Origin of the sequence: Rathayibacter sp. AY1H2, from assembly GCF_002931985.1 — a bacterium.
Classification (GTDB): domain Bacteria; phylum Actinomycetota; class Actinomycetes; order Actinomycetales; family Microbacteriaceae; genus Rathayibacter.
The window spans coordinates 44,423-70,768 of sequence record NZ_PSUV01000008.1 but is presented as its reverse complement, the minus strand read 5'-3'; the positions used below and the strand labels follow the sequence as shown (position 1 = coordinate 70,768).

The following is a 26,346-nucleotide window of genomic DNA, read 5'->3' as shown; positions in this document are numbered from 1 at the left end:
GGCCGTCAGCGCCGCACTCGGCGCGGTGCCGCCAGCACCGCGTCGAGCAGCTGTGCGAGGTCGGCGGCGCGACGGTGCCAGCCGAACTGCTCCGCGTAGTCCGAGCCCTCCCGGTTGGGTCCCGACGCCGCAGCCTCCAGCGCGGACCGCAGCCCGTTCTCTGCGCCCGCAGGGTCGTCGTAGAGCCAGACGCCGGGGGCGGAGCGGGCTCGCAGTGCAGGGGAGGCGGAGGAGACGATCCTGAGGCCGGCGGCGAGGTACTCGAAGTACTTCATCGGGCTGCGACCCGCGTTGCCCGGGTCGTCCGAGAGCGGGAGCAGCCCGACGCGGGCGCTCTTCAGCAGCGCGGGCGCCCGGGAGTAGGGCACGGCGCCGAGCAGCTCCACGTTCGCGGGCAGCGTCTCCACGTTCTTCGGGAGCGGACCGGCGAGTCGGAAGGGGACGTCAGGGAACGCCGAGGCGAGCATCCGGACTCCTCCCCAGTCGAAGCGGCGGTCGAGCGCCCCGAGGTAGACGACTCCCGCACGCTCGGCACCGAGACCGTGGAACCGCTCGTACTCGACTCCGTTCTCGAGGACCAGCGTGCGCTCCGGCGCGGCCACTCCCTCGGAGACCGCGCGCAGCACCGGCTCCGACGTGGCGACGAGAGCGTCCGCCCGCTCGAGGAGCTCGATCTCCGCCGCCCGCATCCCCGGTTCGAAATGAGCGTCCGTGGGCCGGTAGACGACACGCTTCGGCTGCAGGAGCTCGAGGAGCGGCACGCCCATCAGGGGCTGGTCGACGATGAGGACATCAGGACGCATCGCCCCACTGGGCGCCCGCCAGGGCCGCAGCGGCACCCGCAGAGACGGCGTCCGCATCCGCGCCGGGAGCGATCCCAGTGGGGCGACGGTGAGCGGTTCGGCGTGCACGACGCCCGCCGCGTCCGTGCGTGGACCTCGCAGCGCAAGACCGAAGCGGGCCCGCACGGTGGCGTCCCGCAGGCGCCCCGCGTGCAGGAGCGAGGACGGCGTCGAGACGTGCGTCACCGTGTTCCCGAGGCGCGAGAGCTCGCGAGCCAGGTGGTGGCTCCCCACTCGGAAGACCCCGACCTCGGCGGTGTGGCTCGCGAAGACGATCTTCACGGGCGCCCGACCGGTCCGGAGGCGTCGACGAGGAGGTCGACGAGTCGTCCTCGCTGCATCCGCAGCGCCGACACGGAGTCTCCGACGCGCCTCCAGTAGTCGGACGGGTCCTCCCGCAGCTCAGCGATCTGGTCGCGGATGAGCGAGAGATCGGCGTCGAAGGCGTTGTGCACGAACCGGTCGATCCCGAGGTCGTCGTAGGCACCCCAGCCCTTCCGCTCGTAGCTCAGATGGACACTCGGAACGCCGCTGCGGATGGTCTGGATGCTGCCGTGCAGCCGGACCGAGACCACGACCGCCGGCCGATCCGCGACTCCGCTGCCGACCGCGTCGCGGAGCAGGCGGAATGGCCCTTCGTGGCCGAGCCGCTCGTAGAACTGCGGATCGTTGTTGCCGCGAGCGGTGGCTTGAGCGAGCAGCTCCGACTCCGGATCGCGCGCGAGGGCGTCGATCCGCGACTCGTAGGCGGCACGTCGCGACCGGCTCGAGGACAGCGCGCGGGCGACGATCCCGACGGGCCCGGGAGCTCCGGCCCGCACGACGGTCCTCGGATCGAACTCGTCGGGGAGGCCCAGAAGGGCCATGTCGGGAGCGCGGTGCACGTTCGCGAGGCCGGACAGCTCCTCGACGGAGCGGTCGTCCCGGGCGAAGACCCCGACGGCGCGGGCCAGTCGCGCCGCGATCACACGGCGGGTCCCGAGATTGAGCGGCCCGATGCTCTGCGGAAGGTAGACGAACGGAACGTGGTCGCTGCGCCGGGGCATCTGGACGAAGTTGGTGCACATCATCTTGACGACTTCGACGGGATTCTTGGTGCGGAGGTAGCCGCCCCCCACGCCGACGACGAGGTCGGACCCGGCGATCGCCCGCGCGTAGCCGGCGCTCCGGCGGCCGGAGAGCAGCGCGACCCCGCCGCGTCGCAGCGTCTCGAGGCTGCCGATGCTGCCGGCACGGCCGGTGAGGGGGTGCAGGACACGCTCGTAGAGCTCGTCGTCGAAGCTCGCGGGGTCGAGGGCGACGAGCGTGATCTCCGCCGTCGGCAGGGCCGACAGGACCAGCTCCCGCGCCTCCTCGACCAGCAGGCCGTCGCCGGAGTTGGTGGTGCTGTACGCGTGGACGATCGTGACCCTCATCGTGCGGCCTCCTCGAAGACGCGAGCATGCGCTGCGATGGAGTCCGACCACTGGAATCGTCGAGCGTTGATCAGACCCCGGCTCCGCAGGTCGTTGCGGAGGGACGGATCGGCGACGATCTCGCGCATGTGATCGGCGATCGCCGTCGCGCCGATGTCGGTGAGCGTCAGCGCCGCGCCGCCCGCCACCTCGGCGAGCGACCCGCGATCGCTGCAGATGACGGGAACGCCGCACGCCATGGCCTCGACGACCGGGAAGCCGAAGCCCTCGTAGGTGGAGGGGAAGCAGAAGGCGAGCGCTCCCCGGAGCAGCGGGACGAGCGCCTCATCCGGTACGCGGCCGAGGTAGCGCACGCCGCGGGTTCCGCGGACCGCCTCGAGGATCGCGTCGCTCTCCCACGCCGGAGCGCCGGACACCAGGAGCGGCACCCCCGTCTCGTCGAAGACCTTCGAGGCGGCTCGGCACAGCTCGATGATGTTCTTGCGGGGGTCGAGGTTGCCCGCGTAGAGGAAGTACGGGCCGTCGATCCCCAGCTCGTCGAGCGCGACGGAGTCCTGGTCGGTGGAGCGGGTGTTGAACGTGTCGTGGTCGATCCCGTGCGGGATGGTGACGATCTTCCCGGCGGCGTCGGGTGCGACAGTCGCGATGTCCCGGGCGGAGGAATCGGAGACCGTGATGATCGTGGTCGAGAGTGCTGCGAGACGCGCGACGCGCAGGCGCCACAACCGGTCGGAGCTCCGGCTGCGCACATCGTCCACGTGGAGTGTCGCCAGCCCGTGGATCGTGCCGACGATCGGGAGGCGGCTCGGAACCAGCGGCCCCGTGTCCGCGGGGAAGTGGAGGACGTCGATCCCGGAGGGGCGGAGCCTCGGCAGCACGAGTCCCTCATAGGCGCCGTAGACGGCGCTGCGGGCTCGGCCCCCCTCGATCGGAGGTCGGGACAGCACGTGCTGCACGCCGTGTCCGGCGAGCCCGCTGTAGACGGTGCGGGCGTATCGGGTGTTGCCGCCGACCTGTCTGTCGAGGACACGGGCGGAGACGAGCACTGTCGTCATGGCTTCCTCCTCCGAGGGGCGGTCGGCAGCAGGCCGAGGTAGAGCCGCTCGAGCATCTGCGACTGGTGCTGCACGGTGTTCAGGGCGAGGGCGTGCTCGGCGGCGGCGACGAGACGGGAACGGGCCGCCGGGTCCTCCAGATCGCCCCAGTACGACGCCACATCGTGGGGGGAGTGCGCGACCAGGGGCAGGCCGAGGCGATCGAAGGCGGGGATGTCCCGCACGACGAGGGCCAGCCCCATGCCGTGCGCCTCCAGAACGGCCATCGGCATCCCCTCCCACTGCGCGCTGTGCAGGTACACGTCGGCATCGCCCAGTCGGCGGAGCGCCTCGTCGCGGCTGAGCCAGCCGGTGACGTGGACGCCGGCCTGGTCGAGGGCGGTGCGGTGACGCCCCTCGCCTCCGCCGATCCACGTCGCGTCGACGGAATGGCCGGCGGCGCGCACGGCCTCCACGGCCTCGGCGAAGAATCGGGGATCCTTGTGCGTCGAGAGCCGACCGGCGCCGACGAGGCGGAGAGGCCTCGGCCCGCCGGGGCGAGTGGCGGGCGGGAGCGAGGCGGGCACCGAGTTGGGGACGTGCACGACCTCCGCCCGGCTGAACGGCCACCGGCTCAGACGGGCCTCGCGAGCTGAGCAGGCGGCGAACACGGTGGTGTTGAAGGCGAGGACGCCCTCGAAGACCCGGAACGCCGCCCGGGCGGGCAGCGGGAGGTCTCGGCGCTCGAAGCCGTAGCAGTGCGGCGTGTAGACGATCGGACGTCGCCGGCCCGCCCGGACCGCGAGGCGCGCGTACGCCCCGCCGAAGCTGGAGTGCGCGTGCACGACAGCGCCCGGCATTCCGGCCAGAACCGTTCGCAGAGCGCGGACTCGGGCGACGTGCCCCGTCGGCAGCGCCGTCACGCCTGCGAACGACGCGAAGGCGCTCTCCGGTACCGGAGAGTCCTCCCGCGGTGAATACACGAGCCTGTGCTGGAAGGCGGGCGTGGCCGCTACGTAGTCGCTGATCGCCGACGCAGTGCCTGCGCCGAAGCTCTCCGTCACGTGCACGATCGTGCGCTCGCCCTCGCGCCAGTCCTCAGCGAGTGTGGATCCGCTTGTCAACCGTTCGCGCCCTTCCGGCTTGGCCGAGCCGTGGAAGGCTCCGGTCCCTGTCGATGTCCATCGGACAGGATCCCTCACCGACCACGCGGTCCGTCGGCATGACTCCGTGAGCGATCCTATGTGCTCCCGGCCGACGGTATGAGGTCGAAAGGGGACCACCTCCGGGGGACCGGGACCGCGGTTAGTCTGTAGTCCTACAGAGCTGAACGGAGCTGCTGCAGGAGACGATCGATGATCGATCACGTCGGAGATGAGGCGCGCGATGGCTCGAGGGGGCGCTGCGACCGCGACGACGCGAGAGGGCGCGGCGCGTCTGGATGTCGTGCAGCGGCTTCTGTTCCTCGCCATCGTCTTCATGCCGTTCCAGCAGGCGCTCACCATTCGGGTCGGCTCTCCGCTGAAGATCACCGAGATCGCCGTCATCCTGGCCATCGGCTTCTCCGTGATCACCGTCCAGAAGGACCGGTACACGCCGGTGGGACGGGAGATCGTGCTGGGGCTCGGTGCGCTGGTCGTTCTGGCGACGATCTGGGCATTCCTGTTCAAGCAACCCGAGGTTCCAGCCGCCTACGGCTATGACCTGGGCTTCACCAACGACATGATCCTCTACTGCGGATACGCTCTGCTGGCCCTCGCGGTCTGGTGGTACGTCGGCCACCGACTGGGATTCCAGGACATGGAGCGGGCTCTCTCGATCGCCGTCCGCCTCGCTTTCGTCTTCTGCGCGATCCAGCTGGCCCTCCACCTCGCCGGGGTCCCGCTGCCCGCTCTCCTCAACTCGACGATTCAGTTGGGGGCGACCTTCGGCGTCAGCCTGCCGAGGAACGGCCCGTTCCTCGAGGGGAACTACCTCGGTTTCTTCGCCGGAATCGCGCTGTTCGCCTGCCTGCGCCGTCGCGACCGCATCGGAATCGCCGCCGCCGTCGCCTCCCTCGTCTACTCGCAGTCGACGTCGGCACTGATCGCGACCGTCTCGGCCGCGGTCCTCACGGCGACGCTCCGCCCCCAGCGGGGAGTGGGAGTGCAGATCTTCAGCGTCGGCGCGCTGGGCGCGGTGATCGTCCTGCTCGTTCCCGACCTGCAGCGCTTCGTCCTCGCGCAGCTCTCGAAGCTCGGACTGGGCACGGGCGCCGTCGACGTCGGCACCCGCTCGCTGAACGTCCGATCCCAGTCGTCGAGCACGGGCTTCACCATGGCCGCGGACAATCCGCTGTTCGGAGTCGGACCCGGCCGGTTCGGCGTGTGGAGGTCCGACTACTCCCAGGCGGTGGCGGGGCTCTCCTCGAACGGCGCCTCTCGCGGTCTCGCGAACAACGTCTACGCCCAGCTCGCTGCCGAGACCGGAGTGATCGCCCTGGCCCTGTTCGCCGTGCTCCTCGTGATGCTGATCGTGCGGGGATATCGGCGCAACGGGACGGCACTGGGTCTGGGGGTCTTCCTCGCCGTCGCTCTGGCCTCCGCCCCCTCGTGGACCGCCTTGACCGTGTGGATCGCGCTGGCGTACGCCGCATCGCTCGCCTCCGAGCCGCTGCCGGCGAGGACCTCGATCGCCCGGTCCGGCCTCGACTCGGAGCGACGGGCAGCGACAGTATCGCGAGCCATGGCGGCGCGTCCGGCGCCGTCCACCGCTCGGCACGAGCAGTTATCGGATCGACGGTGAGCTCCGCACCCGCGACGACCGAGCTCTCCCTCGATGATGCGGTACACCTCGCACACGCCTTCACCGCGCACCTCTCCTCCACGCACGGGCTCCGCGCCCTGTTCATCAAGGGGCCCACCGCCCATGCACAGGGCATCCGCACGAGACGCGTGTCCAGCGATGTCGACGTGCTCGTCCACCCGGCGGACGTCCAGCGCCTCGTCGACCTGCTGGCCGAGCGCGGATGGATCCCCCGGCCCGACCGCCCGGCCCCGCGCGCGTACCCGGTGCACTCCGTGACCCTGTTCCATCCGCAGTGGACCTGCGACATCGACGTGCACGACCGCTACCCCGGATTCTTCGCAGAGCCGGAGGAGGTCCTCGACGTGCTGTGGACGTCGCACCGGACCGTGACGATCGCGCACAGGAGGGTCGCTGTGCCCTCCCCGGTCGCGGGCGCGGTCGTCGTCGCGCTCCACGCGCTGAAGGATCCCCTCCTTGCCCGGAGCACGTCCGAGCTCGAGTCGGTCATCGGGTTCCTCAGGGGCGCGAGCGAATCGGACCGGGAGGCGCTGCTCCTGCTCGTCGAGAGCACCCGCAGCGCCTACCCCCTCCGCCCGGTGCTCCACGCCCTCGGGCTGGACGTGCCGGACGACCTGGCCGTGCACGAGCGCCGGTTGTGGGATCTGCGGGTGGCCGGAACGGGGCGGTCCAGCTATCACTGGGCGCTCGCCTTCGTCGAGGCCACAGGGAAGCGGCGCATCGTGCTGATCGTGTCCGCGCTGACGACCGTGATCGGTCTCACACGCCGGGCGCGCCGGAGGGCTGCGGAGACGGGGATGGTCCGCTTCGATCGGCCGTCGTTGTCAGATCTGCGGGCGTTCCTCGGGCTCGTGCGCTCGCTCGCCGCCGATCGTCGACGCCGTCGCCGAGAGAATGCGACCCACTCGTGACCACCGTCGATCCGGGAGCTCTGGATCACGCCGTGTGGGCGCGATCCGATCAGCTGGCCTTCGTCGAGGACGACGCGCAGGCGGTGCTGCTGAACCTGTTGTCGCCGTTTCCCGTGCCCCTCGTGCTGAAGGGCACGGCGCACGCGATCTGGAGAAGGCTCGAGCATCCGTCCACGACCGTCGAGATCCTCGCGGGGCTCGCCGACGAGTTCGGCGTCCCCCGAGAGGTCCTCGAGGAGGACGTGCTCAGTTTCCTCCTGGAGCTGAGCACAGCAGACGTGGTCCACCGGCTGCCCTCGCACTGAAGGTGAGACATCGTGCAGCAGTGTGCGCCGTGCGGGGGGTGTGAACGGCGGTCGTGACGGCGGCCTTTCCTCCGTACTGTTCGGGAATGGGAGCATCATCGCGGGATCGAGGACGACGGGCGCTTCTGAGCCTGACGGCGGCAGCGGGCGCGGGCGCCGTGACGGCGGTGGCGACGGCCCCCCCGGCGACAGCGGCCAACGCCTTCCCGGACGCACGGCTGGACGGCTTCCGGGACTCGACCGAGTTCCCGGGAGTGACTGCTGAGCAGCGGCTCCGGGCCGCTCTCGACGCGGCTCACGCCCTCGCGCCCGAGTCCTTCCTGGTCGTCTCCGAGCCCGTCGTGCTGACAGCACCCTTGACGATCGACCTCTCGCGTGTGTCGATGGAGTTCGCCGGAGGCGATGTCGATGCGACGGCGGTGTCGGGATCGGCGCTCGTCCTCACCGCCTCCGAGGCCTCCGATGATGCGCCGCACACGCGCGTGAGCCTGCGCGGACTGCGCCTCACGGGTCCCGGCCGAGCGGCTCCTGGATCCGTCGGCCTCGAGCTGTCCTCGGCGACAGGCGTCCGAGGCGCAGGACTGTACGGAGTGGAGATCATCGGATTCGAGACGGGTGTCCGGTTCGGTCCCGGCGCCGAGCATCTGCGCCTCTTCCACGTGGCCGTGGAGGAGTGCGGCACGGGCGTCCTGGTCGCCGGCACTGCCCCTGGGTCGAATCTCGCGATGGTCGGCGGTTCTGTGCGCTCGTGCACGACGGGACTGTCCTCCGCGTCGACCAGTGGCGAGCTGCACACGACGTCGCTGGCCATCAGCGGATGCGATCGCGCGGTCGAGGCTTCAGGGGGTGCCGTCACGCTGCACGCTGCGACCGTCCGCCTGACCCCGGCGAGCACGGTCAGCGCGTTCTCCACCGCTGCGACGACGACGGCCAGGATCAGCATCAACGGCGGCACGGTCTCCGCCGCCGCCCCGCTGGCGGCGGCCACAGTCTTCGAGACGGCTCACAGGAGCTGGGGAGGCGGGATCGTCGTGACGAGCACCTCCTTCCGCAACGTCGCTCCGGCATCGGGCTACCTCGTCGGAGGGACCGGACTCGTCCGGTTGGCGGACGTCTCGATCCTGGACGAGCCCTCCGTCGTGCCGACCTCGGTTCTCGTCCACCGCGCCGCGAACCGGCTCGTCGATGGAGCCTTCGATGTGGGCACGGTCGCGGACGCGTACCTGGACACTCCGGACGCCACCTCTCGGAGTGCGAGCCCGTCGGCCACGCTCGCCGTCGCGTCAGGGCGGCTCCTGGTCCGGAAGACAGGCACCGGACAGACGAGTCTCTCGTTCGATGTGCTCAGCAGACCCGGGCGGGTCTACGCCGCCGACCTCGTCATCGGACAGGCCGCTGCGAACGGGTCGATGATCGTCTCGGAGTCCTTCGTCACCGTCTCCGGTCGTGACGCCCGCGGCATCCCTGTCACCGTCCGCTCGGAGCCCGTCTCCTCGACGACGCAGTCGATGGCGGCGATGGCCGCGGCACTCCCGTTCCGGGTAAGACCCGCGACCGGCGTGGATCGCCAGGCGCCGTCCTGGGCGTCGCATTTCCGCGTGACCGTCGGCCTGAACGACCCCGCCGCGGGAACGGTCGGCATCGACGACGCGGTCGTCACCGAGATGTGAGGACCGGCCGCTCGCGCGGTGGCCCGATGCGTCAGTGGGCGCCGCCTCCGGGGGCGACGACGGCCTGCACGGTTCTCGCGAGCAGCGCGAGGTCCCCGGTGAACGACCAGTTCTCCACGTAGTAGAGATCCAGTCGGATGGCGTCCTCCCAGGAGAGCGTCGACCGCCCGCTGACCTGCCAGAGCCCGGTCATGCCCGGCTTGACGTTGAGGCGCCGGCGCGCGGCCTCGTCGTAGAGCTCGACTTCTCCCGCCACCTGCGGCCGCGGCCCGACGAGCGACATGTCGCCTCTCAGCACGTTGAAGAGCTGAGGGACCTCGTCGATCGAGTACTTGCGCATGAAGCGTCCGATCGGTGTGATGCGAGGGTCGTCGGTGATCTTGAACAGTGGTGTTCCGGACGTTCCCTGAGCGGCGAGCAGCTCGGCGAGCTGATCATGAGCGTTCACCACCATCGAGCGGAACTTGATCATGCCGAAGGGCTTGCCGTTGATGCCGATCCGCGTCTGGCGATAGAACAGGGGCCCCGAGCTCGTCAGCTTGACGGCCAGTGCGACCGAGGCGATGAGAGGCATCAGCACGGCGATGAGGCTCAGCGATCCGACGATGTCGAGGGCACGCTTGCGGGCCTGCTTGCTGCCCTCGAATCGAGGTGTCTCGATGTGCACGAGAGGAAGGCCCGCCACCGGGCGCATGTGGATCCTCGGTCCGCTGATGTCGGTGAGGCTCGGCGCCATGACCAGGTGCTGGCGCCTCGGCTCGAGACTCCAGCTCAACTGTCGGATCTGCTCGGGCGGCAGGTGGTCGCTGCTCGTGATGATGACGGTATCGGCGCCGGTCCGGTTCAGGATGCCCGGCACCGCATCCACCGTGATGTTCTCGAAGACAGGCACCCCCCACCCGCTCACCCGATCGCTGGCCAGATCCTCGGGGATGCACACGCCGACAACGAGATACCCGGCCCCGGTGGCGCGGACGAGCTCGCGGTAGATGTGCTCGACGCTCCGTGACGAGCCGACGAGGACGACGGAGGAGGAGTACCGGCCCGCGCTCCGCTGCTGCCGCAGCCACACCCTCCAGGCTCCGCGTCCGAGCCAGAGCAGGACGAGGCCGAGCGGGAGCGCGGTGATGATGTACCCGCGGGCGAAGCCGATCTGGCCGAGGTAGGCGACGCACGTGATCACGGCGAACAGCAGGAGCGTCGCATCGAGGATGCGCTTGTACTCCGTCACCTCTCCGCCGAGGACACGGTCTTCGCGTGTGGCGTAGAACTTCAACAGGGCGGCCCACAGCACCACGATCACCGAGGAGACGATCCAGTAGTTCGCGAGCAGGCCCGCGATCTCCGGCTGATGGCCGGCCACGAACAATTCTCGGCTCTCCACTCCGAACCAGAAGAACTGACTGCTGAAGACCGAGAACACGATGACGAGGACATCGGTGATGACGAGTTTTCTGGCCACTGCTCGGGACCAGGAGCTCCGGCCCTTCTCGGAGGAAGAGCTCTTCGTGGAAGTGGGTGTTTGCAGTTTCACCGTGTGAGCCCTGTCTGCGACTGACCGCTGTTCTCTCGCATAAGCGACCTGCCCTCAGCGTAGTGGTCGGGCGTCGTGCTCCTCCGTCCTGAGCGAAGCTCCGCGCAAAGGCCCCTCCTAGGGGATGCTCTCGGCTATTCCGACTATTCCCCGACGATGAGGACGCGCTCGGACCTCCGTTGTGCGCCGTCGACGACCGCTCGGACGTCGGCGGCGGCGACGTCCCGAGCACGGGGAGTCGAGGTGGTTCGGCGGGTCGGATCCGTCGGGCGGCTCAGGTCTCTCGGCTCGCGCGGTCGGCGCTCGTGCGTCCGGTGCTGATGCGGTGTCGCGGCGTCCCGCCGCTGTCGATGGGGCGTGACGCGCAACGGCAGGAGAAGACTCGGGAGAGGCGCCGCGAGAGCTCGCGAGGGGAGACCGGCGGACGATCGTCGGGCACCGACGGCGGGCACGTCGTCGCCGGCAGGGACGAGCAGGACGCTTCCGCTGCCGGAAACGACGACGGCACACTCGTGCTCATCGAGACGGACAGGTGCTGCGCCGGAGTGCTCCTGGGCGTGGAGCCGAGATCGGCGCATGCGTCTGCGGTCATCGGCTCCGGCCACGGCCGCGGCCAGGCGCCCGTGGTCGGGCGCTCCGGGGGCGAGCGCCTCGCCGGCGGGCGATCCTGCCTCGACGGGGAGCTGCTCGGAGCCGATGACGAGCCGTGTCACGGCTTCCCGGGGCGCTTCCGCTCTCCGTTCAGGACGTCGCGGATCGCTCGGGTCGTGTCGGGTTCGGGCCGGTGAGCGCGAACGGGGATCGAGGCCCTGTCCCCGTCCGCCCGAGCCGGTCGTCCTGTGAGCGAGGCATCCGCTCGCACGAGCGGGTCCGGTGACGTCCTCCCTCGGTGATCGAGGGGAGGACGTCACCGGACCCGCTCGTCCTGCTCGGGGGGCGCGCCGTCGTCAGGGCGCCCCCTGGTGATCAGCTCAGCCGCAGAGTGCCGCGCCTGCCACGTAGAACGCGCGGATGCCGATGTTCGGCGTCGAGGCCGACGCCACGCTGGTGACGTTCGTGATCGTGACGACGGGGCTGCCGGTGCTGTTGCTGTCCCACGTCCCGGGGTTGCTCAACGGGGTGCGGTAGTACTGGTTGTTGTCACCGATCACGTTGATCCAGTTGCCGCCGATCTCGACTCCGAGGTCCTTCGCCGTGCGTCCGGCCGGAAGTGCGGTGAGCTGGGTGCCGTCCTGGTCGAACACAGCGGCCGTCGTCGCGAAGATGCGACGCGTCGCGCCGAAGACCTGGGTGTCGGCGGCGACCTGACGCAGCCCGGTGACTGTGGCGAGGACCTGCGTCCACGGCGACCAAGACGCTCCGGCCTCGATGGTCTTCGTCGCCTCCCATGCCGTCCCGTCGGTCGCGACGAGCGACACCCGCCACAGGCTGTCGTCGCTGAACGACACGGCGATGTCGAGGACAGTGCGGCCTCCGGGCGCGGCCGCGAGCGCGACGCCGTCCCAGTCGTACACCGTGCTGCCGCTGGCCGAGAACAGGCGGGCTCCGCGGTCGCCGCCGGCGATGATCAGACCGTCATCCGCCGCGATGCTGGTCATGCCGATGCGGATGGGGGTCGTCGTGTCCCACTCGTAGAAGCCGCCGGAGGGGGCGGTGTGCGAGTAGACGTCCCCGTTCTGGGAGACGACGTAGCTCAGGTAGGTCGCAGACACAGCCGTGTCACCGACGCCGGTCCACGCGACTGCGAAATCGACCACAGTGGTGACAGCTTCCGGCATCTCGGACTCGACATTGTTGCGACGTCCGCGGAAGGTCGAGGTGCGGGTGCCGCTGGTGCCGTTCACGATCGCTGCGGTGGTCGCATCGGCCACGGGAACGGTCGGCTGGGCCGGATTCACCACGCCTGCTGTCGTGGCCGTGATGGTGCCCGTCTGGCTGACTCCGGCGGTGGCGAAACGCAGACCGTTGAAGCCCTCCAGGAGGAGGCTTCCGCCGGCACCCGTGAACAGCGTGCGAGGTGCGGCCGTGCCGTCGTACCAGCGCAGCGCGGTCGGCAGAGTCACCGTCACCGCGATGCCTGCGGCGGCCGGAACTCCGGAATCGCTCACCTGGAGGTAGGCGTTGAACGGGTTGCAGCTGCTCGTCGTGTAGGAAGTAGTGGCATCGCCACCCTCCTGGTCGACGAAAGCAACCGTGCGCACGGTCACCGGGGCCGATGCGGCGGCGAGCGGCGCACCGATCGCCGCGACGACGACGGGAGTGGTCCATGCGGCCGCCTGCAGGACGGTCCGGCGGCCGGGAACCGCATTGCGAGCCGGAACGGGCGAATCAGAAGGGGACGTGTTCGACATAATATGCCTCTCTGGTTGGACGAATGGCCTGCGGATCTTCAACGAACGACCTGAGCCGTAGACGGCAGACGTTCCCTCGGAAGATCCACTGCTCATGTCGCAGCGTCCCGAGAGTTTTTCCGCGACGATTGATTTCGCGAGAGGGCTGTCCTTCCCGCGGCAGGCCTGAGACTACTGCACACCAAGTAATTCCACGCAACGGGGTTCGACGATCTCGAGACAGATGAGAGAGGCTCCGAAACGGCGGCGGAACGACTATCCGCCTCACTCCGAGGTCGCCCTGTTCTGCCGCAAGAGAGATGATTGATCGACAGGTGAGGCGCAGAGCCGTCTCCCGCTTGTGTTCCTTCTCTCTCCTGGCGGATCGATCGGGCCGTGAGTCCGGCCGGATGAGGCGCTCCGGTGTCGGCTGCCCGGATGCGTCTCCCCGCTCGCGTTCCCGCCCGAGGAACCCCTACAAGGCCGATCGGAGGACGGCCTCTGCGGCCTTCGTGATTCCGTCACCAGGCGCGCACGGGCAGGACCGCCTCCCGAGAGCGTCCTCCTCGTTCAGGTGCAGCGTCTCCGTCGGCTGCACGGCCTCGTCGTGATCCGACTGATCGGCCTCACCTCGGCCGGGCGCGGGCTCGTTCGCGGATCCCCGGCGGCGAGAGGAGGATCGCCGGCGCATCCGCAGTCGCTCATCGACCCATCAGGACGTCCGCTCCGTTCCGGCTCCTCCGACGCTGCCGTCGCGTCGTCCGACCTCGGCGCCGGAGCGGCGGCGACGGGCGCCGCTCCGATGGGACTCGGGTCGGGTCCGGTGAGCGGGCGCGTTCCGCCTCCGGCGCAGTCGGGTGCGGGAGGATGATCGGATGGACGACACGGCGGTACGGCGGCTCCTCGAGGGGCTCGCGGGGGCGGAGGCGAGCTTCCCGTTCGGCCCGAGCACGCGGGTGTGGAAGGTCGCCGGGAAGGTCTTCGCGCTCGAGTCGGAGCGCTTCGAGCGCCCCGTCGTGAGCGTCAAGGCGCTGCCCGAGAACGTGGTGCACCTCGTCGCGGGGGTCGAGGGCATCGAGCCCGGGTACCACCTGAACAAGAAGCACTGGGTGACCGTCGATGCGGGCGGGGCGGTGGAGTCCGGGCTGGTGCTGGAGCTGATCGAGGAGTCCCACGCGATCGTCGTCGCCGGACTGCCCAAGCGGCTCCGGCTCGCCCTCGGCGGCACCGCCGCCGGCTCGCTGAACGAGGACCGCTGAACGACGCCCGCCCGGCGCCGCCCTGCCGCAGCGCCCCCGCCGCGGCAGAGGCTCGCGGGGCGCGGCCTACAGGCCGTAGGAGCGGAGGTACGCGGCGGTGTCGTGCCAGCCCTCGACGGCGAAGCACTCGACGCCCATCGCCTTGACGGGGTAGTCGTTGCCGTCCGGGTCGAGGCGGTCGCCGACGAAGATCATGTCGTCGAGAGGGATGCCGGTGAGCTCGGTGAGCTTGTTCATCCCGTACGCCTTGTCGATGCCCTTGCGGGTGATGTCGACCGACGTCGAGCCGCCGGAGCGGACCTCGAGGTCGGGGAGCACGGCCTGCACGGCCTCACGGAGGGTGTTCTTCTTCTCGCCGTCCGGGTCCCAGGCCTGCTTGACCTCGACGGGCGCGGACTGGCCGAGGGCCGAGAAGGTGATCTGCGAGTCGCGGTCCTCGAGGATCGGGCCCCAGGTCTCGGACTCCCAGTAGCCGAGCTCCTTCGCCTTCTCCTCGACGGCGGCGAGCGCGCGCGACTTCTCGTCCTCGGTGAGGTTCTCGGCGTAGATCTGCGCCCAGTCGCCGTTCTCGTACCGGTAGTACTGCGTGCCGCAGGTGGGCATGAGGTGCAGCTTCGCGAGCACCTCGGGGTCGGCGCCCTCGAGGCGGTCGAGCACCTGCATCCGGAACTGGCCGATCTGGCCGCCCGAGATGATGCACACCTCGGTGGCCTGGAGCAGCTTCACGAAGAGGTCGGCCATCGCCGGGTCGACGGGGGACTTCGAGGCGGCGAGGGTGTCGTCGAGGTCGAAGGCCATCAGGCGGGGCAGGGTGCTCATGGAACTCGTTTCACGGTCTGCGGACGGGGCGGTAACGAGGATACGGGGCGCCGCCGGAACGCGCGCGCGGTCGGCGCGAGCGGGCTCCGAGCGCAGACTGGGGGGCATGACCGCCGCCACAGCGCCCGACGGAGGACGCCGCTCCGTTCCGCGCACTCTCGCCCGCATCCTCCTGGGCCTGCTGCTCGTCACGGCCGGCACGGCGCACCTGACGGTCGCGCGTCAGGCCTTCCAGGCGCAGGTCCCGCCGTGGCTGCCGGCCGACCCGGACCTGGTGGTCGTCGCGTCGGGCGTCGTCGAGATCGCGCTCGGGCTCGCGCTCGTCGTGCTCGTGCGGTGGCGCGTGATCGTGGGAGTCGTGGTGGCCGCGTTCTTCGTCGCGGTCTTCCCGGGGAACATCTCGCAGCTGCTGACGCGGACGCCGGCGTTCGGCCTCGAGACGGACGCGACGCGCGCGGTGCGGCTCGTCTTCCAGCCCCTGCTGGTGGTCTGGGCGCTCTGGTCGACCGGGGCGTTCTCGGCCTGGCGGGCCCGCCGGTCGCGACGCCGCGGGGACTGAGCCGCCGGTCCGCGGCCCGATCGTCCCGCGATCCTCCGGAACGACGAACGGCGGCCGGCGGGAGACCCCGCCGACCGCCGCCCGTGCCCTGCTCGGCTAGGCCGCGAGGCGGCGTCGCGCGACGACCAGCGCGAGACCCGACAGCAGCAGCACGAGGGCTCCGCCGATCAGGCCGGCCGCGTCGGCGCCGGTGTTCGCGAGCGAGCCCGGGCCGGAGCCTCCCGCGACGGGGGCCGCCGTGGTGGTGGGGTGCGGCGACGGAGCGGTGGTGGGCTGCTCCGTCGGGGCGCCGGGCTCGGTCGGCGCCGGGGTGACCGGGACCTCGGCGGCGGGCTCCGTCGTCAGCGACCAGTTGGGGTCGTAGAAGTCGGCCTGGTCGATCACGCCGCGGGCGGTCGACCAGTCGATGAGGAGCTGGCGGATCTCGAGACGCTCGTCGTAGACGAGCGGTGCCTGCGCGACGGCCGGGTAGGCGCCTCCGCCGCTCTGGCGGTAGTTGTTGACCGCCATCACGAAGCGCTCGTCGTCGGCGACCGGGGTCCCGTCGGCGTGGGCGAGACCGCGGATCCGCGAGCCGGCGGGCTGGGAGACGTCGATCACGTAGTCCAGGCCCGAGATCGCGTCGTAGTTGTAGTCCGGGATGCCGTCGGGGCGGTCCTCGGTCGTCGCGTTGGTGCCGGTCTCGGGGTCGAACACGGCGCCCTCGGCGGTCTGCACGAAGTAGCGGGCCGAGAACTCGAGGTAGTCGCGCACCTCGGCTCCGGTCAGCTCCACTCCGCGGAGGGTGTTCTCGTAGATGTACAGGCCCGCGATGTCGCGGATGCTGACCTGTCCCTTCGGGAAGACGGCGGTGCGCGAGAACGGCGACGCCTGCGAGATCACCGGCAGGTCGGCCCACTCGGTGCCCTCGAGAGCCGTCTCGACGGTCTCGGCCTGGACGGTGTTGATGAAGTCGATGATGGGGGTGTCCTCGTAGCGCGAGGTCGCGGCCGAGAGCTCCTCGACCGAGTCGGCGACGGGGGTGTTCACGTACTCGATCGTGGCGGCGTGCTGCTCGGCGAGGGCGGCGACCAGTGCGGGCGACTCCTCGGCGATGTCCTTCGCGTAGACGGGCTGCGTGACGGGCGCGTTCCCGGCCGACCAGTCGACCTCGAGGCCGCCCGCGGCGTCCGGCACCAGGTTCAGGGTGACCTCGGTGAGGCCCTGCGCCCAGAACTCGGGCTGGGTGACCAGCACCTGCTCGCCGGCGACGTTGGTGAACAGCGTCTGCGGCAGGTCCTTGTGGCTGTGGCCGGCGACGACCACGTCGATGCCGGGGACCTGCGTCGCGATGTTGTTGACGACGTCCTCGTTGAGGTCGGCGGCGTCGTACTCGGCGTCCGGCACCGTGCCCTGGCCGGTGTGCGCGAGGACGACGACCACGTCCGCCTGCTCCTGCACGATCGGGACCCACTGCTTCGCGGCGGCGACCATGTCCTGGAACTCGAGGACGCCGTCGACGTACTGCTTGTCCCAGACGCGGACGCCGGGGGTGACGAGGCCGAGGACGCCGACGGTGACCGTCTTCCCGTCGATCTCGCGCTCGATCAGCGTGTAGGGGTCGTGGTACGGCTTGCCGGTGGCGACGTCGACGACGTTCGCGCCCAGCAGCGGGGCGTTCAGGTCGCCCTCGTACGCGCTGAGCATGTCGAGCCCGTAGTTGTACTCGTGGTTGCCGACGACCTGCGCGTCGTAGCCGATGGTGTTGAACGCGGTGGCCATCGGGTGCGTCGTCTTGCCGGAGAGGACGCCCGCGGCGCCGTCGCCGAGGCCGTAGTAGTAGGTGAGCGGCGTGCCCTGGATCGCGTCGCCGTTGTCCATGACGAGCACGGACTCCTCGCCCTTCTCGGCGCGGAGGCGGTCGACCTCGGTCGCGACGCGGGTGAGGCCGAGCGCACCGTCGGCCGGGTACGGCGCGTTCGCGAAGTAGTCCCAGTCGTAGACGTGCCCGTGCGTGTCGGTCGTCGACACCAGGGTGAGCTCGACGCCGTCGTCGAGAGGGGCGGCCGAGGCGATCGGAGCGGCGGTGGCGGCTCCGAGTGCGACGACGGCGAGGAGGCTTGCGGCGCGGAGTCTGCGCATCGTGGTCCTGTTCGCGTGATGAGTGGAGTGTGAACGTCCTCGAATCTATGCGCCGCGTGTGAACTGCGCATGACGGGATCGAGAGCATTGCTCGGCGATGCGTCGGCGGGACCGACGCGGAGCCGGGGGGAGTCCGCGGGGCCGGCCCGCGGCGAAAGAGTCCGCCGGGTCGACCCCGAGCGCAGGAGCCGTCCTCCGGCCCCTCCGCTAGAATCGAGCGGCTGGTCGCGCGGAGGCGGCACGACTGCCGCGCCGCACCCGCCCACCCCCGCCCCTCCCGTCGAGAAGGACACGCCATGCCAGCAATCGTCATCACCGGCGCCCAGTGGGGCGACGAGGGCAAGGGACGCGCCACCGACCTCCTCGGCAGCCGCGTCGACTACGTCGTGAAGTTCAACGGCGGCAACAACGCCGGGCACACCGTCGTCGTGGGCGACGAGAAGTACGCCCTGCACCTGCTCCCCTCCGGCATCCTCACCCCGGGCGTCGTCCCGGTCATCGCGAACGGCGTCGTCGTCGACATCGAGGTGCTGTTCCACGAGCTCGAGGCGCTGAGCGCCCGCGGCGTCGACGTGTCGAAGCTGCTCGTCAGCGCCAACGCGCACGTCATCACCAGCTACCACCGCACCCTCGACAAGGTGACGGAGCGCTTCCTCGGCAAGCGCCAGATCGGCACCACCGGCCGCGGCATCGGCCCGGCGTACGCCGACAAGATCAACCGCGTCGGCATCCGCATCCAGGACCTCTTCGATGAGAACATCCTCCGCCAGAAGGTCGAGGGCGCCCTCGACCAGAAGAACCACCTGCTGGTGAAGGTCTACAACCGCCGCGCGATCCTGGTCGAGCAGGTGCTGGAGGACCTGCTGCAGTACACCGAGCGCCTGCGCCCGATGGTCGCCGACACGTCGCTGGTCCTCTCGCAGGCGCTCGACGCGGGCAAAACGGTGCTGTTCGAGGCCGGCCAGGCCACGATGCTCGACGTCGACCACGGCACGTACCCGTTCGTCACCTCCTCCAACGCGACCTCGGGAGGAGCGGCCACCGGCTCCGGAGTCGCACCGAACCGCATCGACCGCGTCATCGCGGTCATCAAGGCGTACACGACCCGCGTCGGCGCCGGCCCGTTCCCGACCGAGCTCTTCGACGAGTGGGGTGAGTACCTCCGCCGGCAGGGCTTCGAGTTCGGCACCACGACCGGCCGCCCGCGCCGCTGCGGCTGGTACGACGCCCCGATCGCCCGCTACTCGGCGCGGATCAACGGGGTCACCGACTTCGTCCTCACCAAGCTCGACGTGCTCTCGGGCCTCGAGACCATCCCCGTCTGCGTCGCCTACGACGTCGACGGCGTGCGCCACGACGAGGTCCCGGTCTCGCAGAGCGACTTCCACCACGCGAAGCCGATCTACGAGGAGTTCCCCGGCTGGCAGGAGGACATCTCCGGCTGCCGCGAGTTCTCGGACCTGCCGCAGACCGCGCAGGACTACGTGCGCGCGCTCGAGGCGATGAGCGGCGCCCGGTTCTCGGCGATCGGCGTCGGCCCGGAGCGCGAGCAGGTCGTCGTGCTGCACGACCTGCTCGACTAGAGGCGGCGAGGAGCCGGGCCGGGCAGCCCTCTCGGAGGCGGCCGACGTGGTCACAACGGAGGAAGAACCTCGGTGACCTCGCGGAGTGACGCGGATCCCCGGCCCTCTCGACGAATCCTGCCTCCGGTGTGGACACGACCGCCGCCGAGCGCGCCGGATAATCGGCGCATGCAGATCTACGCCGACCTCCCGGCCGTCCGCGCGCGGCAGATCCTGGCCGACGCCCTCGCTCTCGGCGTGGCCGTCGTGGCGATCGCCGCGGGGATCGCGGTCGGCTCGCTGATCGCCGGCCTGGCCGAGATCGGCCGGCGGCTCGAGAGCGCCGGCAGCGGCTTCGGCTCGACCATGAGCGACGCCGGGACCACCCTCGGCGGCATCCCCCTGCTCGGCGACGCGGTGCGCGCTCCGTTCGACGAGGCGAGCGGGGCCGGCTCCGTGCTCGCCGCCGCCGGACGCGACCAGCAGCAGCTCGCGAGCGCCCTGGCCGTGGTCGCCGGGCTCGCCGTCGGGGGCCTCCCGCTCCTGCTCCTGGCCGTGCTCTGGCTCCGGCCCCGGCTCCGCTTCGCCCGCCGGACCGCCGAGCTGCGCGCCCTCGGCTCGACCGGCGGCGGAACCGAGCTGCTGGCCCTGCGCGCGCTCACCCAGGCGTCCCCCCGCGACATCCTCGCCGCGCACCCGGAGGCCGCCGCGGGCTGGAGGACCGGCGACCCCGCCGTCACCGCCGCGCTGGCGGCCCTCGCCCTCCGCCGGGCGGGACTCCGGCCCCGCTGACCCCGCAGGACCATCGCGGGTCCGCCGGAGGGATGACGCCGCGAGCCACTGCGGACGACGCCGGCGACACGGGTGCCTCCGTAGCGTCGAGGACATGCAGAACCAGACCTCCTCCGTCGTGGCGCGCGTCGAGGGCCTGCGCAAGCTCTACGGCAGCACGCCGCCCGTCGTCGCCCTCGACGACGTCACGCTCTCGATCGAGCGGGGCGAGTTCACCGCCGTGATGGGCCCCAGCGGATCCGGCAAGTCGACGCTCATGCACGTCCTCGCCGGCCTCGACACCGCCTCCTCCGGCCGCGTGTTCCTCGGGGACGCCGAGATCACCTCGATGAGCGACGCCGAGCTGACCGTGCTCCGCCGCCGCAGCGTCGGCTTCGTCTTCCAGGCCTTCAACCTCGTCCCCACGCTCGACGTGCGCGGAAACATCCGCCTCCCGTTCGAGCTCGACGGCCGCTCCGTGACCGGCGACGAGGAGCAGTGGATCGCCCGGCTGATCGAGTCCCTCGGGCTCCGCGAGCGCCTCACGCACCGGCCCCACGAGCTCTCGGGCGGGCAGCAGCAGCGCGTGGCGATCGCCCGCGCCCTCGCCACCCGGCCGCAGCTGATCTTCGCCGACGAGCCCACCGGCAACCTGGACTCCCGTACCGGCCGCGAGGTCCTCAGCCTGCTCCGCGCCTCCACGCGCGAGTACGGCCAGTCGATCGCGATGGTCACCCACGACCCGATCGCCGCGGCCTACGCCGACCGCATCGTCTTCCTCCGCGACGGGGCCGTCGTCGACGACCGCCGCGGGATGAGCGCCGAGGAGATCTCGCGCGCGATGCTCACGATGGAGGGCGCGGCGTGAGCGGCGTGCGCACGGGCTCGAGCCAGGGCGGGGGCGCCATCGTCACCGTCGCCGCACTCGCCGCGGCGTTCGGCGCCGTGCTCGTGCAGGTCATCGCCGACATGGTCGCGGCCTTCGCGGCAGCGGGGATCGACGGCATCGGCCAGGTCGCCCTCATGCTCGGGATGGTCGGCGCCGTCTTCTTCGGCATCGCGGTGTTCGTGGGCGGGATCGTCACGGCCAACGCGGTCTCGACCGTCATCGCCGGGCGCACGCGCGAGATCGCCCTGCTGCGCCTGCTCGGCGCCTCCGGCCGGTCGCTGCGCAGCGGGATCGTCCGCACGGGCCTCCTGCAGGGGCTCCTCGGAGCGGCGATCGGCCTGGTCGCCGGCGTCGCTCTCGTGGCGCTCGCCGCGGAGCTCGCCATCCGGAGCGGCACCCTGCCCCGCTTCGACTACCCGCTCGTCTCGCCCGGCCTCGTGCTGCCGCTGATCGCCGTGGTCGCCTCGACGGTCATCGCCTCGTGGTCCGGATCGCGCCGCGTGCTCGCGGTCGCGCCGTCGCAGGCCGCCGGATCCTCCGCCGAGCCCCGCTACGAGGAGCTGCGAGGCCGCACCGCCCGCAACGTCACGGCGATCGTCTTCGTCGTGGTCGGCGCGCTGCTGCTCGCCGGCGGCGTGGTGTTCGGGATGGCCAACCCCGGCGGCGTCTTGCTCGGGCTCGTCGGAGGCATGGCGTCCTTCACCGGCGTGATCCTCGGGGCGCCCGTCCTGCTCCCTCCGCTCACGGCCCTCGTGGGCCGCGCCTTCGGCCGGGGCCCCGTCGCCCGCCTGGCGTCCGCCAACGCCGTCCGCAATCCGGCGCGCAGCGCCCGCGCCGTCATCGGACTGGTCATCGGAGTGTCGCTGGTCACGATGTTCGCGGTCGCCGCCGCCACCTTCGGCACGATCATGGAGCGCTCGGGTGAGACGAACCCCGAGGTGATCGCGGCGTTCGAGCAGTTCATCCAGGTGAGCACCGCGGTGATGAGCGTCCTGCTCGGCTTCTCGGTCGTCCTGGCCGCCGTCGGGATGGTCAACACGCTGTCGCTCAGCGTGCTGCAGCGCCGGCGCGAGCTGGGCCTGCTCCGCGCGCTCGGCTTCACCGGCTCGCAGGTGCGGTCGATGGTGGTGCTCGAGGCGGCGCAGATGATCATCGCTGCCGCGGTGCTCGGCATCGTGCTCGGGATCGTCTACGGCTGGTGCGGCGCGATCTCGGTGTTCGGCTCGCTGCCGGGCATCGGACTGATCCCGCCGACCGTCCCGGTGCCGATCCTGGTGGCGGTGCTCGTGGTGGGCGTCGTGATCACGGTCGTCTCGGCCGTGCTGCCCGCCCGCCGCGCCACGAAGGTGTCGCCGGTCGCCGCTCTCGCCGTGGCCTGAGGACCGGCACCACGTAGAACCCGCGGCCCGAGGATCGGCGCCCTCACACGGAGGACCCGGTGCCCCGAGGGCCGGCGCCGCGCAGAACCCGCAGCCGGAGGGCCGGCGCCCTCACACCACCGAGAACCCCGCGGCGAGGGGCTCCCGCCCGCTCAGCGCGAGCAGGAGCTCCTCGCCGCGTCCGGCTCGAGCGGCCAGCCCACCGGTCAGCGCGATGCACGCCTCGACGGCCTCGGCGGGCAGCACGTGCGGGATCCCGGTGGCCCGCGAGAGGTCGAGCGTGTGCACGACCAGCTCGAGCAGCCGGGTCCGGAGGTACTCGTCCAGCTCGATCGCGTGGCCGCCCACGGCGACGAGGCGGCCGGGACGCTGGGCGGCGGCCAGCTCGACCGCGCGGCCCGCCGCCTCCGCCAGCGCCTGAGCCGGCCTGTCGCCGAGCAGCAGCCCCGCCTCGACCCCGCGCCGCGCCACCGCCGCGGGGTCGGCGACGTTCCCGGCCAGCGCGGCGTAGTAGTCGAGCGCGTCCTCGATGGTCGGCTCGGGCGGCTCCGGAGCGAGGAGGTACGCCTCGACGGTCAGCACCGCCCGCGAGGCGTGTCCCGCGAGGCCGCGGACGTCCCAGACACCGAGCCCCGGCTGCTCCCACTGATCGTCCCGCACCTGCGCGAGCAGGCCGACGAGGGCGGCGGCGGCGGACTCGAACAGCGCGGCGGTGCTCATGGAGCCATGCTGGCACGGTGCCCCACACTGATCGCATGAGCAGTCCCCGCCGCCCCGGTCCCGTCACGCTCGTCGGCCGCTCGATCGTCCTCGAGCCGCTCGCCGTCGAGCACGTCGAGCCGCTCGGGCGGGCGATCGGGCGTCCGGAGGTGTTCGCCGGCGGCTACGGAGGAGGACCGTCCGGCCTCCCCGGCACCCCGGAGGAGTTCCGCGCCTTCGTCGACCGCTACTACCCCTGGGGCACGGGCCTGCCGTTCGCCGTGCTGCAGGAGGGACGCGTCGTCGGCACGACCTCGCTGGCCGACTTCGACGAGGCGCGCGAGGCGGCCCACCTCGGCTGGACGGCCTACGCGCCCGAGACGTGGGGCACCGTCGTGAACCCGGAGGCGAAGCGGCTGGTGCTCGGGCTCGCCTTCGACAGCGGCTACGAGCGGGTGAAGCTCCAGGCGGATGCGGTGAACGCGCGCTCGCGGTCCGCGATCCTCCGCCTCGGCGCCGTGTTCGAGGGGGTACTCCGCCACGACCAGCGGCGGGCCGACGGCTCGTGGCGCGACACGGCCGTCCACTCGATCCTCGCGGCCGAGTGGCCGGCCGTCCGCGACGCGCTCGACCGCCGGATCGAGACGGCGCTAGCGCTCCCTCCCTCGACCGCGCAACCGCTGACCGGGCGGCCGCCCGAGGAGTAGGAAGGAGGCATGGAACGCATCCACTACGCCGGCAGCTCCGTGCTGACGGGTACCGCCATCGCGCGGTCGCTGCTGGCCTACGCGGAGGCGCTGGCGCTCACCAAGGGGTCGATCACGGTCGACATCCCGATCCGCCAGGAGTCCGGCCGGCCCGGACGGGCGGCGCTGCTGATCGGACCGGCGAGCCAGCTGTTCTCGGAGTCCGAGGACGACGGAGCCGAGGAGCTCCTCGACGAGGAGCTCGTCGAGCGCTTCACCCGCGAGACGGCCCGCCTGGGCGTCTCGCACCCCGTGGCCGAGGAGGACGGCGGCGCCGGGCCCCTCTCCGCCGTCGACACCGAGATCCCGCACTTCCACGGGGAGGACGACTCCTGGTGAGCATCCGGGGCGCCGGTAGGATCGACACTCACGACTCCGCCCGATCCTTCGCGGACGGGCGACTTCCCGAACGGAGAACCGCCTGATGGGGCGACTGATCTACGACTCGACCCTCGAGGCCGACTTCGACGACCGTCTGCTGGCGCACCTGCAGATCGTGATCGGCTCGAAGCTCGCGCGCAACGAGTCCTTCTACTTCTCGTGGAAGGACTCGCAGGCGGTCGGCGACGGACGCACCTCGATCTGGCTGCACCCCGCCATCCCGCTGCGCTTCAAGTACCACGGCGGCCGTGCCCCGAACATCAACCCGGACTGGATCCGCCAGCTGCTCGCCGACTCGCACACGGCGCACGGGCTGCGGATCAGCGAGGAGCCCCACGGGACCGCCCGTCAGAGCGAGGAGAGCATGCTGTGAAGCGCGTCGAGATCATCTACGGCGGAGCGCCGTTCAGCCTGAGCGAGACGTCGGCCGCGGAGGTGCGCGAGAGCATCGACCGCGCCCTGGACGGCTCCGCGTCGCGCTGGATCACGGTGAACCAGGGCGAGGGCGAGCCCCGCGAGACCTCGATCCTGATCACGCCGGGAGTGGCGTTCTCGGTCGCCGACGTCGCGCACTGAGGTCGACGCCGCGGTCACGGTGATCGCCGCCGCTCACGCCGCCGGCTCGGTCCGGGGCGCTCGCACCGCCGGCCCGCCTCGGAACGACTGCCGTCCTCAGTGCACCCGCGCCGCTCAGCCCGCCAGCACGCGCGGGAACTCCCCCGGGATCTCGCTCGCGAGGTACCCGGCCGGGCCGATCCGCGCGGAGAGGCGCGTGTCCGCCTCCGTGTGCAGGAACGCGCCCCACGCGGCCGCGCCCATCGGATCGACGCCGCGCCCGCGCAGGCCCGCCGTCGCTCCGGCGAGCACGTCGCCGCTGCCCGCGGTGGCCAGCCCGGGGTGCTCGCCCTCGATCCGCACCGCGTCGCCGTCGGGCGAGGCGATCGTGTTGAACAGGCTCACCACCGCGCAGTAGCGCTCGGCGACCGCGAGGGCGGCCCGCTCGACGTCGTCGACCTCCTCGCCGAGGAGCCGGGACGCCTCCTCCGAGTTCGGGGTCAGCAGGAGCCGGCCCGCGAGCCTCCGTGCGAGACGGCGCTGCCCGGGCAGGACTCCGAGCGGGAAGGCGTCGAGGTGCACAGCCGGCACGTCGTCGAGGAGCGGAGCGAGGGCCCGCAGGGTCGCGGCGGTCGCGCGCGGGTCGTCCAGGCCGGGTCCGATCAGGGCGACGTCGGCGGAGGAGAGCTCGCCGGCCAGGACGTCGAGCCCGCGGCCCGAGACGGAGCCGGTCCGGGTCTCCGCGAGCGGGACCACTCCGCACTCCGGCAGCGCGACCGCGGTGGCCGACGCGACCGACTCGGCGACGCAGAGCGTGATGCGCCCCGCGCCGGTCCGCAGCGCGGCGATCCCCGCGAGGATCGCGGCGCCGGGCGTCTTGCGGGCGCCGCCGACGACGACCACGTCGCCGCGGGAGTGCTTCGAGCCTCCGGGCTCCGGGAGGGGCCAGCGCTGCTCGAGCAGGGCGCGGGAGACGAGGTCACTCATGAGGGTCTCCTTCTCCGTCCGCGCGGTCGTCGTGCCGGGTGACGGGGGTGCCGGAGCGCTCGAGGTGGGACGTGCGGTTGAAGAGGTCGAGGCGCCACGCGCCGCCGTCGCGGACGAGACGGGTGACGGAGCCGTTGGCGACGGGCGTCGAGGCGCCGATGTCGAGCAGCTCGTGCTCGGAGAGGCCCTCGAGGACGTAGCGGAGGACGAGGACGACCGCGTCGTGGCAGAAGAGGATCGCCGGCCCGGGAGGCGCGGCGACGGCGAGGTGGTCGACGAAGGCGCGGACGCGGAGCGCGAGGTCCGTCCAGGCCTCGCCTCCCGGCGGCCGGTAGTAGAACTTGCCGAGCCACTCGCGCCGCGCCGCCTCCTCGGGCATCCGGGCCCGCACGCCGGCGGAGGTGAGGCGGTCGGTGACGCCGAGGTCGCGGTCGCGCAGGCGCTCGTCGGGGCGCAGCCGCAGGTCGATGCCGGCCTCGCCGAGGGCGAGACGCGCGGTCGCGGAGGCGCGGCGGTAGGGCGACGTCCAGGCGGAGGCGGGCCGCGCCTCCTCGGCCAGCCAGCGGCCGAGCGCGCGCGCCTGCTCCTCGCCGGCGGGGGAGAGCTCGACGTCGGGGTCGCGGCGGTCGACGGCGATCTCGTGAGCCCCCGAGGCCTCGGCGGCGCTCGCCGCGATGTTGGCGAGGCTCTCGCCGTGACGGACGAGGAGGAGCTCGGTCGGGCCGGTGGAGGAGGCGGGCATGGCTCCACGCTCCGCCTCGCGGGCCGGAGGC

The 26,346-nt window shown here is 71.6% G+C and carries 25 protein-coding genes; 14 read left to right on the top strand and 11 right to left on the bottom strand.

The window, feature by feature from the left end:
- Positions 1 to 5: 5 nt before the first annotated feature.
- Genes C5C29_RS07880 through C5C29_RS07865 form a run of 4 tightly spaced genes read right to left on the bottom strand, consistent with a single transcriptional unit; the run spans position 6 to position 4,763 of the window.
- Positions 6 to 1,124, bottom strand: coding sequence for a glycosyltransferase (locus C5C29_RS07880; RefSeq protein ID WP_104308208.1), 1,119 nt, complete (start codon positions 1,122 to 1,124; stop codon positions 6 to 8).
- Complete coding sequence (locus tag C5C29_RS07875) at positions 1,121 to 2,257, bottom strand: polysaccharide pyruvyl transferase family protein (protein ID WP_104308207.1); 1,137 nt, start codon at positions 2,255 to 2,257, stop codon at positions 1,121 to 1,123. Before C5C29_RS07875 ends, C5C29_RS07880 begins: the two co-directional genes overlap by 4 nt.
- Positions 2,254 to 3,312, bottom strand: coding sequence for a glycosyltransferase family 1 protein (locus C5C29_RS07870; RefSeq protein WP_104222794.1), 1,059 nt, complete (start codon positions 3,310 to 3,312; stop codon positions 2,254 to 2,256). The genes C5C29_RS07875 and C5C29_RS07870 overlap by 4 nt, the downstream gene beginning before the upstream one ends.
- The gene (locus C5C29_RS07865) at positions 3,309 to 4,763 is read right to left on the bottom strand and encodes a glycosyltransferase family 4 protein (protein ID WP_258069476.1); all 1,455 of its coding nucleotides are present in this window, start codon (positions 4,761 to 4,763) and stop codon (positions 3,309 to 3,311) included. The genes C5C29_RS07870 and C5C29_RS07865 overlap by 4 nt, the downstream gene beginning before the upstream one ends.
- On the opposite strand from C5C29_RS07865, the gene C5C29_RS07860 reads away from it, so the two are divergent.
- From C5C29_RS07860 to C5C29_RS07845, 4 genes are all read left to right on the top strand, one after another.
- Complete coding sequence (locus tag C5C29_RS07860; RefSeq protein WP_181128786.1) at positions 4,738 to 6,075, top strand: O-antigen ligase; 1,338 nt, start codon at positions 4,738 to 4,740, stop codon at positions 6,073 to 6,075. The two genes, C5C29_RS07865 and C5C29_RS07860, sit on opposite strands and share 26 nt — an antisense overlap.
- A complete protein-coding gene (locus C5C29_RS16810) occupies positions 6,072 to 7,007 on the top strand; it encodes a nucleotidyltransferase family protein (protein ID WP_181125723.1) in 936 nt (311 codons plus the stop codon). The genes C5C29_RS07860 and C5C29_RS16810 overlap by 4 nt, the downstream gene beginning before the upstream one ends.
- Complete coding sequence (locus tag C5C29_RS17115; protein WP_181128784.1) at positions 7,004 to 7,312, top strand: PqqD family protein; 309 nt, start codon at positions 7,004 to 7,006, stop codon at positions 7,310 to 7,312. Before C5C29_RS16810 ends, C5C29_RS17115 begins: the two co-directional genes overlap by 4 nt.
- Before the next feature lie 167 nt (positions 7,313 to 7,479).
- A complete protein-coding gene (locus C5C29_RS07845) occupies positions 7,480 to 8,982 on the top strand; it encodes a hypothetical protein (protein ID WP_181128782.1) in 1,503 nt (500 codons plus the stop codon).
- A gap of 31 nt (positions 8,983 to 9,013) precedes the next feature.
- Here C5C29_RS07845 and C5C29_RS07840 read toward each other — a convergent pair whose 3' ends face one another.
- Both C5C29_RS07840 and C5C29_RS07830 read right to left on the bottom strand, forming a co-directional pair.
- Complete coding sequence (locus tag C5C29_RS07840) at positions 9,014 to 10,444, bottom strand: sugar transferase (protein ID WP_258069475.1); 1,431 nt, start codon at positions 10,442 to 10,444, stop codon at positions 9,014 to 9,016.
- Positions 10,445 to 11,487: 1,043 nt separating this feature from the next.
- Positions 11,488 to 12,867 carry a hypothetical protein gene (locus tag C5C29_RS07830; protein WP_146076941.1) on the bottom strand — a complete coding sequence of 460 codons (1,380 nt, stop codon included), beginning with the start codon at positions 12,865 to 12,867 and terminating at the stop codon, positions 11,488 to 11,490.
- Positions 12,868 to 13,721: 854 nt separating this feature from the next.
- Between C5C29_RS07830 and C5C29_RS07825 the strand changes: the two genes are divergently transcribed.
- Complete coding sequence (locus tag C5C29_RS07825; protein WP_104308201.1) at positions 13,722 to 14,105, top strand: MmcQ/YjbR family DNA-binding protein; 384 nt, start codon at positions 13,722 to 13,724, stop codon at positions 14,103 to 14,105.
- A gap of 66 nt (positions 14,106 to 14,171) precedes the next feature.
- Here C5C29_RS07825 and C5C29_RS07820 read toward each other — a convergent pair whose 3' ends face one another.
- A complete protein-coding gene (locus C5C29_RS07820) occupies positions 14,172 to 14,924 on the bottom strand; it encodes an HAD-IIB family hydrolase (protein WP_104222786.1) in 753 nt (250 codons plus the stop codon).
- Between the two features lie 106 nt (positions 14,925 to 15,030).
- Here C5C29_RS07820 and C5C29_RS07815 point away from each other — a divergent pair, with 106 nt between their 5' ends.
- Positions 15,031 to 15,483 carry a DoxX family membrane protein gene (locus C5C29_RS07815; protein WP_104308200.1) on the top strand — a complete coding sequence of 151 codons (453 nt, stop codon included), beginning with the start codon at positions 15,031 to 15,033 and terminating at the stop codon, positions 15,481 to 15,483.
- 96 nt (positions 15,484 to 15,579) lie between these two features.
- Here C5C29_RS07815 and C5C29_RS07810 read toward each other — a convergent pair whose 3' ends face one another.
- A complete protein-coding gene (locus C5C29_RS07810) occupies positions 15,580 to 17,604 on the bottom strand; it encodes a bifunctional UDP-sugar hydrolase/5'-nucleotidase (RefSeq protein ID WP_104308199.1) in 2,025 nt (674 codons plus the stop codon).
- Between the two features lie 296 nt (positions 17,605 to 17,900).
- On the opposite strand from C5C29_RS07810, the gene C5C29_RS07805 reads away from it, so the two are divergent.
- The 4 genes from C5C29_RS07805 to C5C29_RS07790 all read left to right on the top strand — a co-directional run bounded on the left by C5C29_RS07805 (position 17,901) and on the right by C5C29_RS07790 (position 22,205).
- Complete coding sequence (locus C5C29_RS07805) at positions 17,901 to 19,187, top strand: adenylosuccinate synthase (RefSeq protein ID WP_104250676.1); 1,287 nt, start codon at positions 17,901 to 17,903, stop codon at positions 19,185 to 19,187.
- 168 nt (positions 19,188 to 19,355) lie between these two features.
- The gene (locus C5C29_RS07800; protein ID WP_104225708.1) at positions 19,356 to 19,958 is read left to right on the top strand and encodes a hypothetical protein; all 603 of its coding nucleotides are present in this window, start codon (positions 19,356 to 19,358) and stop codon (positions 19,956 to 19,958) included.
- A 94-nt stretch (positions 19,959 to 20,052) separates the two neighbouring features.
- Positions 20,053 to 20,805, top strand: coding sequence for an ABC transporter ATP-binding protein (locus C5C29_RS07795; protein ID WP_104308198.1), 753 nt, complete (start codon positions 20,053 to 20,055; stop codon positions 20,803 to 20,805).
- Entirely contained in the window at positions 20,802 to 22,205 is a 1,404-nt protein-coding gene (locus tag C5C29_RS07790; protein ID WP_104222780.1) for an ABC transporter permease, read from the top strand. The genes C5C29_RS07795 and C5C29_RS07790 overlap by 4 nt, the downstream gene beginning before the upstream one ends.
- A 111-nt stretch (positions 22,206 to 22,316) precedes the next feature.
- Here C5C29_RS07790 and C5C29_RS07785 read toward each other — a convergent pair whose 3' ends face one another.
- Positions 22,317 to 22,925, bottom strand: a complete 609-nt coding sequence (locus C5C29_RS07785) for a maleylpyruvate isomerase N-terminal domain-containing protein (protein WP_104222779.1) — start codon at positions 22,923 to 22,925, stop codon at positions 22,317 to 22,319.
- A 35-nt stretch (positions 22,926 to 22,960) separates the two neighbouring features.
- Here C5C29_RS07785 and C5C29_RS07780 point away from each other — a divergent pair, with 35 nt between their 5' ends.
- The 4 genes from C5C29_RS07780 (at position 22,961) to C5C29_RS07765 (ending at position 24,607) form a co-directional block, all read left to right on the top strand.
- Complete coding sequence (locus tag C5C29_RS07780) at positions 22,961 to 23,611, top strand: GNAT family N-acetyltransferase (RefSeq protein ID WP_104222778.1); 651 nt, start codon at positions 22,961 to 22,963, stop codon at positions 23,609 to 23,611.
- A gap of 9 nt (positions 23,612 to 23,620) precedes the next feature.
- A complete protein-coding gene (locus C5C29_RS07775) occupies positions 23,621 to 23,989 on the top strand; it encodes a hypothetical protein (protein ID WP_104222777.1) in 369 nt (122 codons plus the stop codon).
- A gap of 85 nt (positions 23,990 to 24,074) precedes the next feature.
- The gene (locus C5C29_RS07770; RefSeq protein ID WP_104222776.1) at positions 24,075 to 24,404 is read left to right on the top strand and encodes an ATP-dependent DNA ligase; all 330 of its coding nucleotides are present in this window, start codon (positions 24,075 to 24,077) and stop codon (positions 24,402 to 24,404) included.
- Entirely contained in the window at positions 24,401 to 24,607 is a 207-nt protein-coding gene (locus tag C5C29_RS07765) for a hypothetical protein (RefSeq protein WP_104222775.1), read from the top strand. Before C5C29_RS07770 ends, C5C29_RS07765 begins: the two co-directional genes overlap by 4 nt.
- A gap of 114 nt (positions 24,608 to 24,721) precedes the next feature.
- Here C5C29_RS07765 and C5C29_RS07760 read toward each other — a convergent pair whose 3' ends face one another.
- Complete coding sequence (locus C5C29_RS07760; RefSeq protein WP_104222774.1) at positions 24,722 to 25,573, bottom strand: NAD(P)H-hydrate dehydratase; 852 nt, start codon at positions 25,571 to 25,573, stop codon at positions 24,722 to 24,724.
- On the bottom strand, positions 25,566 to 26,315 hold the full coding sequence (locus C5C29_RS07755) for a histidine phosphatase family protein (RefSeq protein WP_104222773.1): 750 nt from the start codon (positions 26,313 to 26,315) through the stop codon (positions 25,566 to 25,568). The genes C5C29_RS07760 and C5C29_RS07755 overlap by 8 nt, the downstream gene beginning before the upstream one ends.
- Positions 26,316 to 26,346: the final 31 nt, after the last annotated feature.

What these genes read in the sequence shown, in the direction of transcription:
- C5C29_RS07875 (WP_104308207.1), bottom strand. Translation starts at nt 2,257, where the DNA reads ATGAGGGTCACGATCGTCCACGCGTACAGCACCACCAACTCCGGCGAC.
- C5C29_RS07870 (WP_104222794.1), bottom strand. Translation starts at nt 3,312, where the DNA reads ATGACGACAGTGCTCGTCTCCGCCCGTGTCCTCGACAGACAGGTCGGC.
- C5C29_RS07865 (WP_258069476.1), bottom strand. Translation starts at nt 4,763, where the DNA reads ATGGCGAGGAACAGAAGCCGCTGCACGACATCCAGACGCGCCGCGCCC.
- C5C29_RS07830 (WP_146076941.1), bottom strand. Translation starts at nt 12,867, where the DNA reads ATGTCGAACACGTCCCCTTCTGATTCGCCCGTTCCGGCTCGCAATGCG.
- C5C29_RS07825 (WP_104308201.1), top strand. Translation starts at nt 13,722, where the DNA reads ATGGACGACACGGCGGTACGGCGGCTCCTCGAGGGGCTCGCGGGGGCG.
- C5C29_RS07820 (WP_104222786.1), bottom strand. Translation starts at nt 14,924, where the DNA reads ATGAGCACCCTGCCCCGCCTGATGGCCTTCGACCTCGACGACACCCTC.
- C5C29_RS07815 (WP_104308200.1), top strand. Translation starts at nt 15,031, where the DNA reads ATGACCGCCGCCACAGCGCCCGACGGAGGACGCCGCTCCGTTCCGCGC.
- C5C29_RS07810 (WP_104308199.1), bottom strand. Translation starts at nt 17,604, where the DNA reads ATGCGCAGACTCCGCGCCGCAAGCCTCCTCGCCGTCGTCGCACTCGGA.
- C5C29_RS07805 (WP_104250676.1), top strand. Translation starts at nt 17,901, where the DNA reads ATGCCAGCAATCGTCATCACCGGCGCCCAGTGGGGCGACGAGGGCAAG.
- C5C29_RS07800 (WP_104225708.1), top strand. Translation starts at nt 19,356, where the DNA reads ATGCAGATCTACGCCGACCTCCCGGCCGTCCGCGCGCGGCAGATCCTG.
- C5C29_RS07795 (WP_104308198.1), top strand. Translation starts at nt 20,053, where the DNA reads ATGCAGAACCAGACCTCCTCCGTCGTGGCGCGCGTCGAGGGCCTGCGC.
- C5C29_RS07785 (WP_104222779.1), bottom strand. Translation starts at nt 22,925, where the DNA reads ATGAGCACCGCCGCGCTGTTCGAGTCCGCCGCCGCCGCCCTCGTCGGC.
- C5C29_RS07780 (WP_104222778.1), top strand. Translation starts at nt 22,961, where the DNA reads ATGAGCAGTCCCCGCCGCCCCGGTCCCGTCACGCTCGTCGGCCGCTCG.
- C5C29_RS07775 (WP_104222777.1), top strand. Translation starts at nt 23,621, where the DNA reads ATGGAACGCATCCACTACGCCGGCAGCTCCGTGCTGACGGGTACCGCC.
- C5C29_RS07770 (WP_104222776.1), top strand. Translation starts at nt 24,075, where the DNA reads ATGGGGCGACTGATCTACGACTCGACCCTCGAGGCCGACTTCGACGAC.
- C5C29_RS07760 (WP_104222774.1), bottom strand. Translation starts at nt 25,573, where the DNA reads ATGAGTGACCTCGTCTCCCGCGCCCTGCTCGAGCAGCGCTGGCCCCTC.
- C5C29_RS07755 (WP_104222773.1), bottom strand. Translation starts at nt 26,315, where the DNA reads ATGCCCGCCTCCTCCACCGGCCCGACCGAGCTCCTCCTCGTCCGTCAC.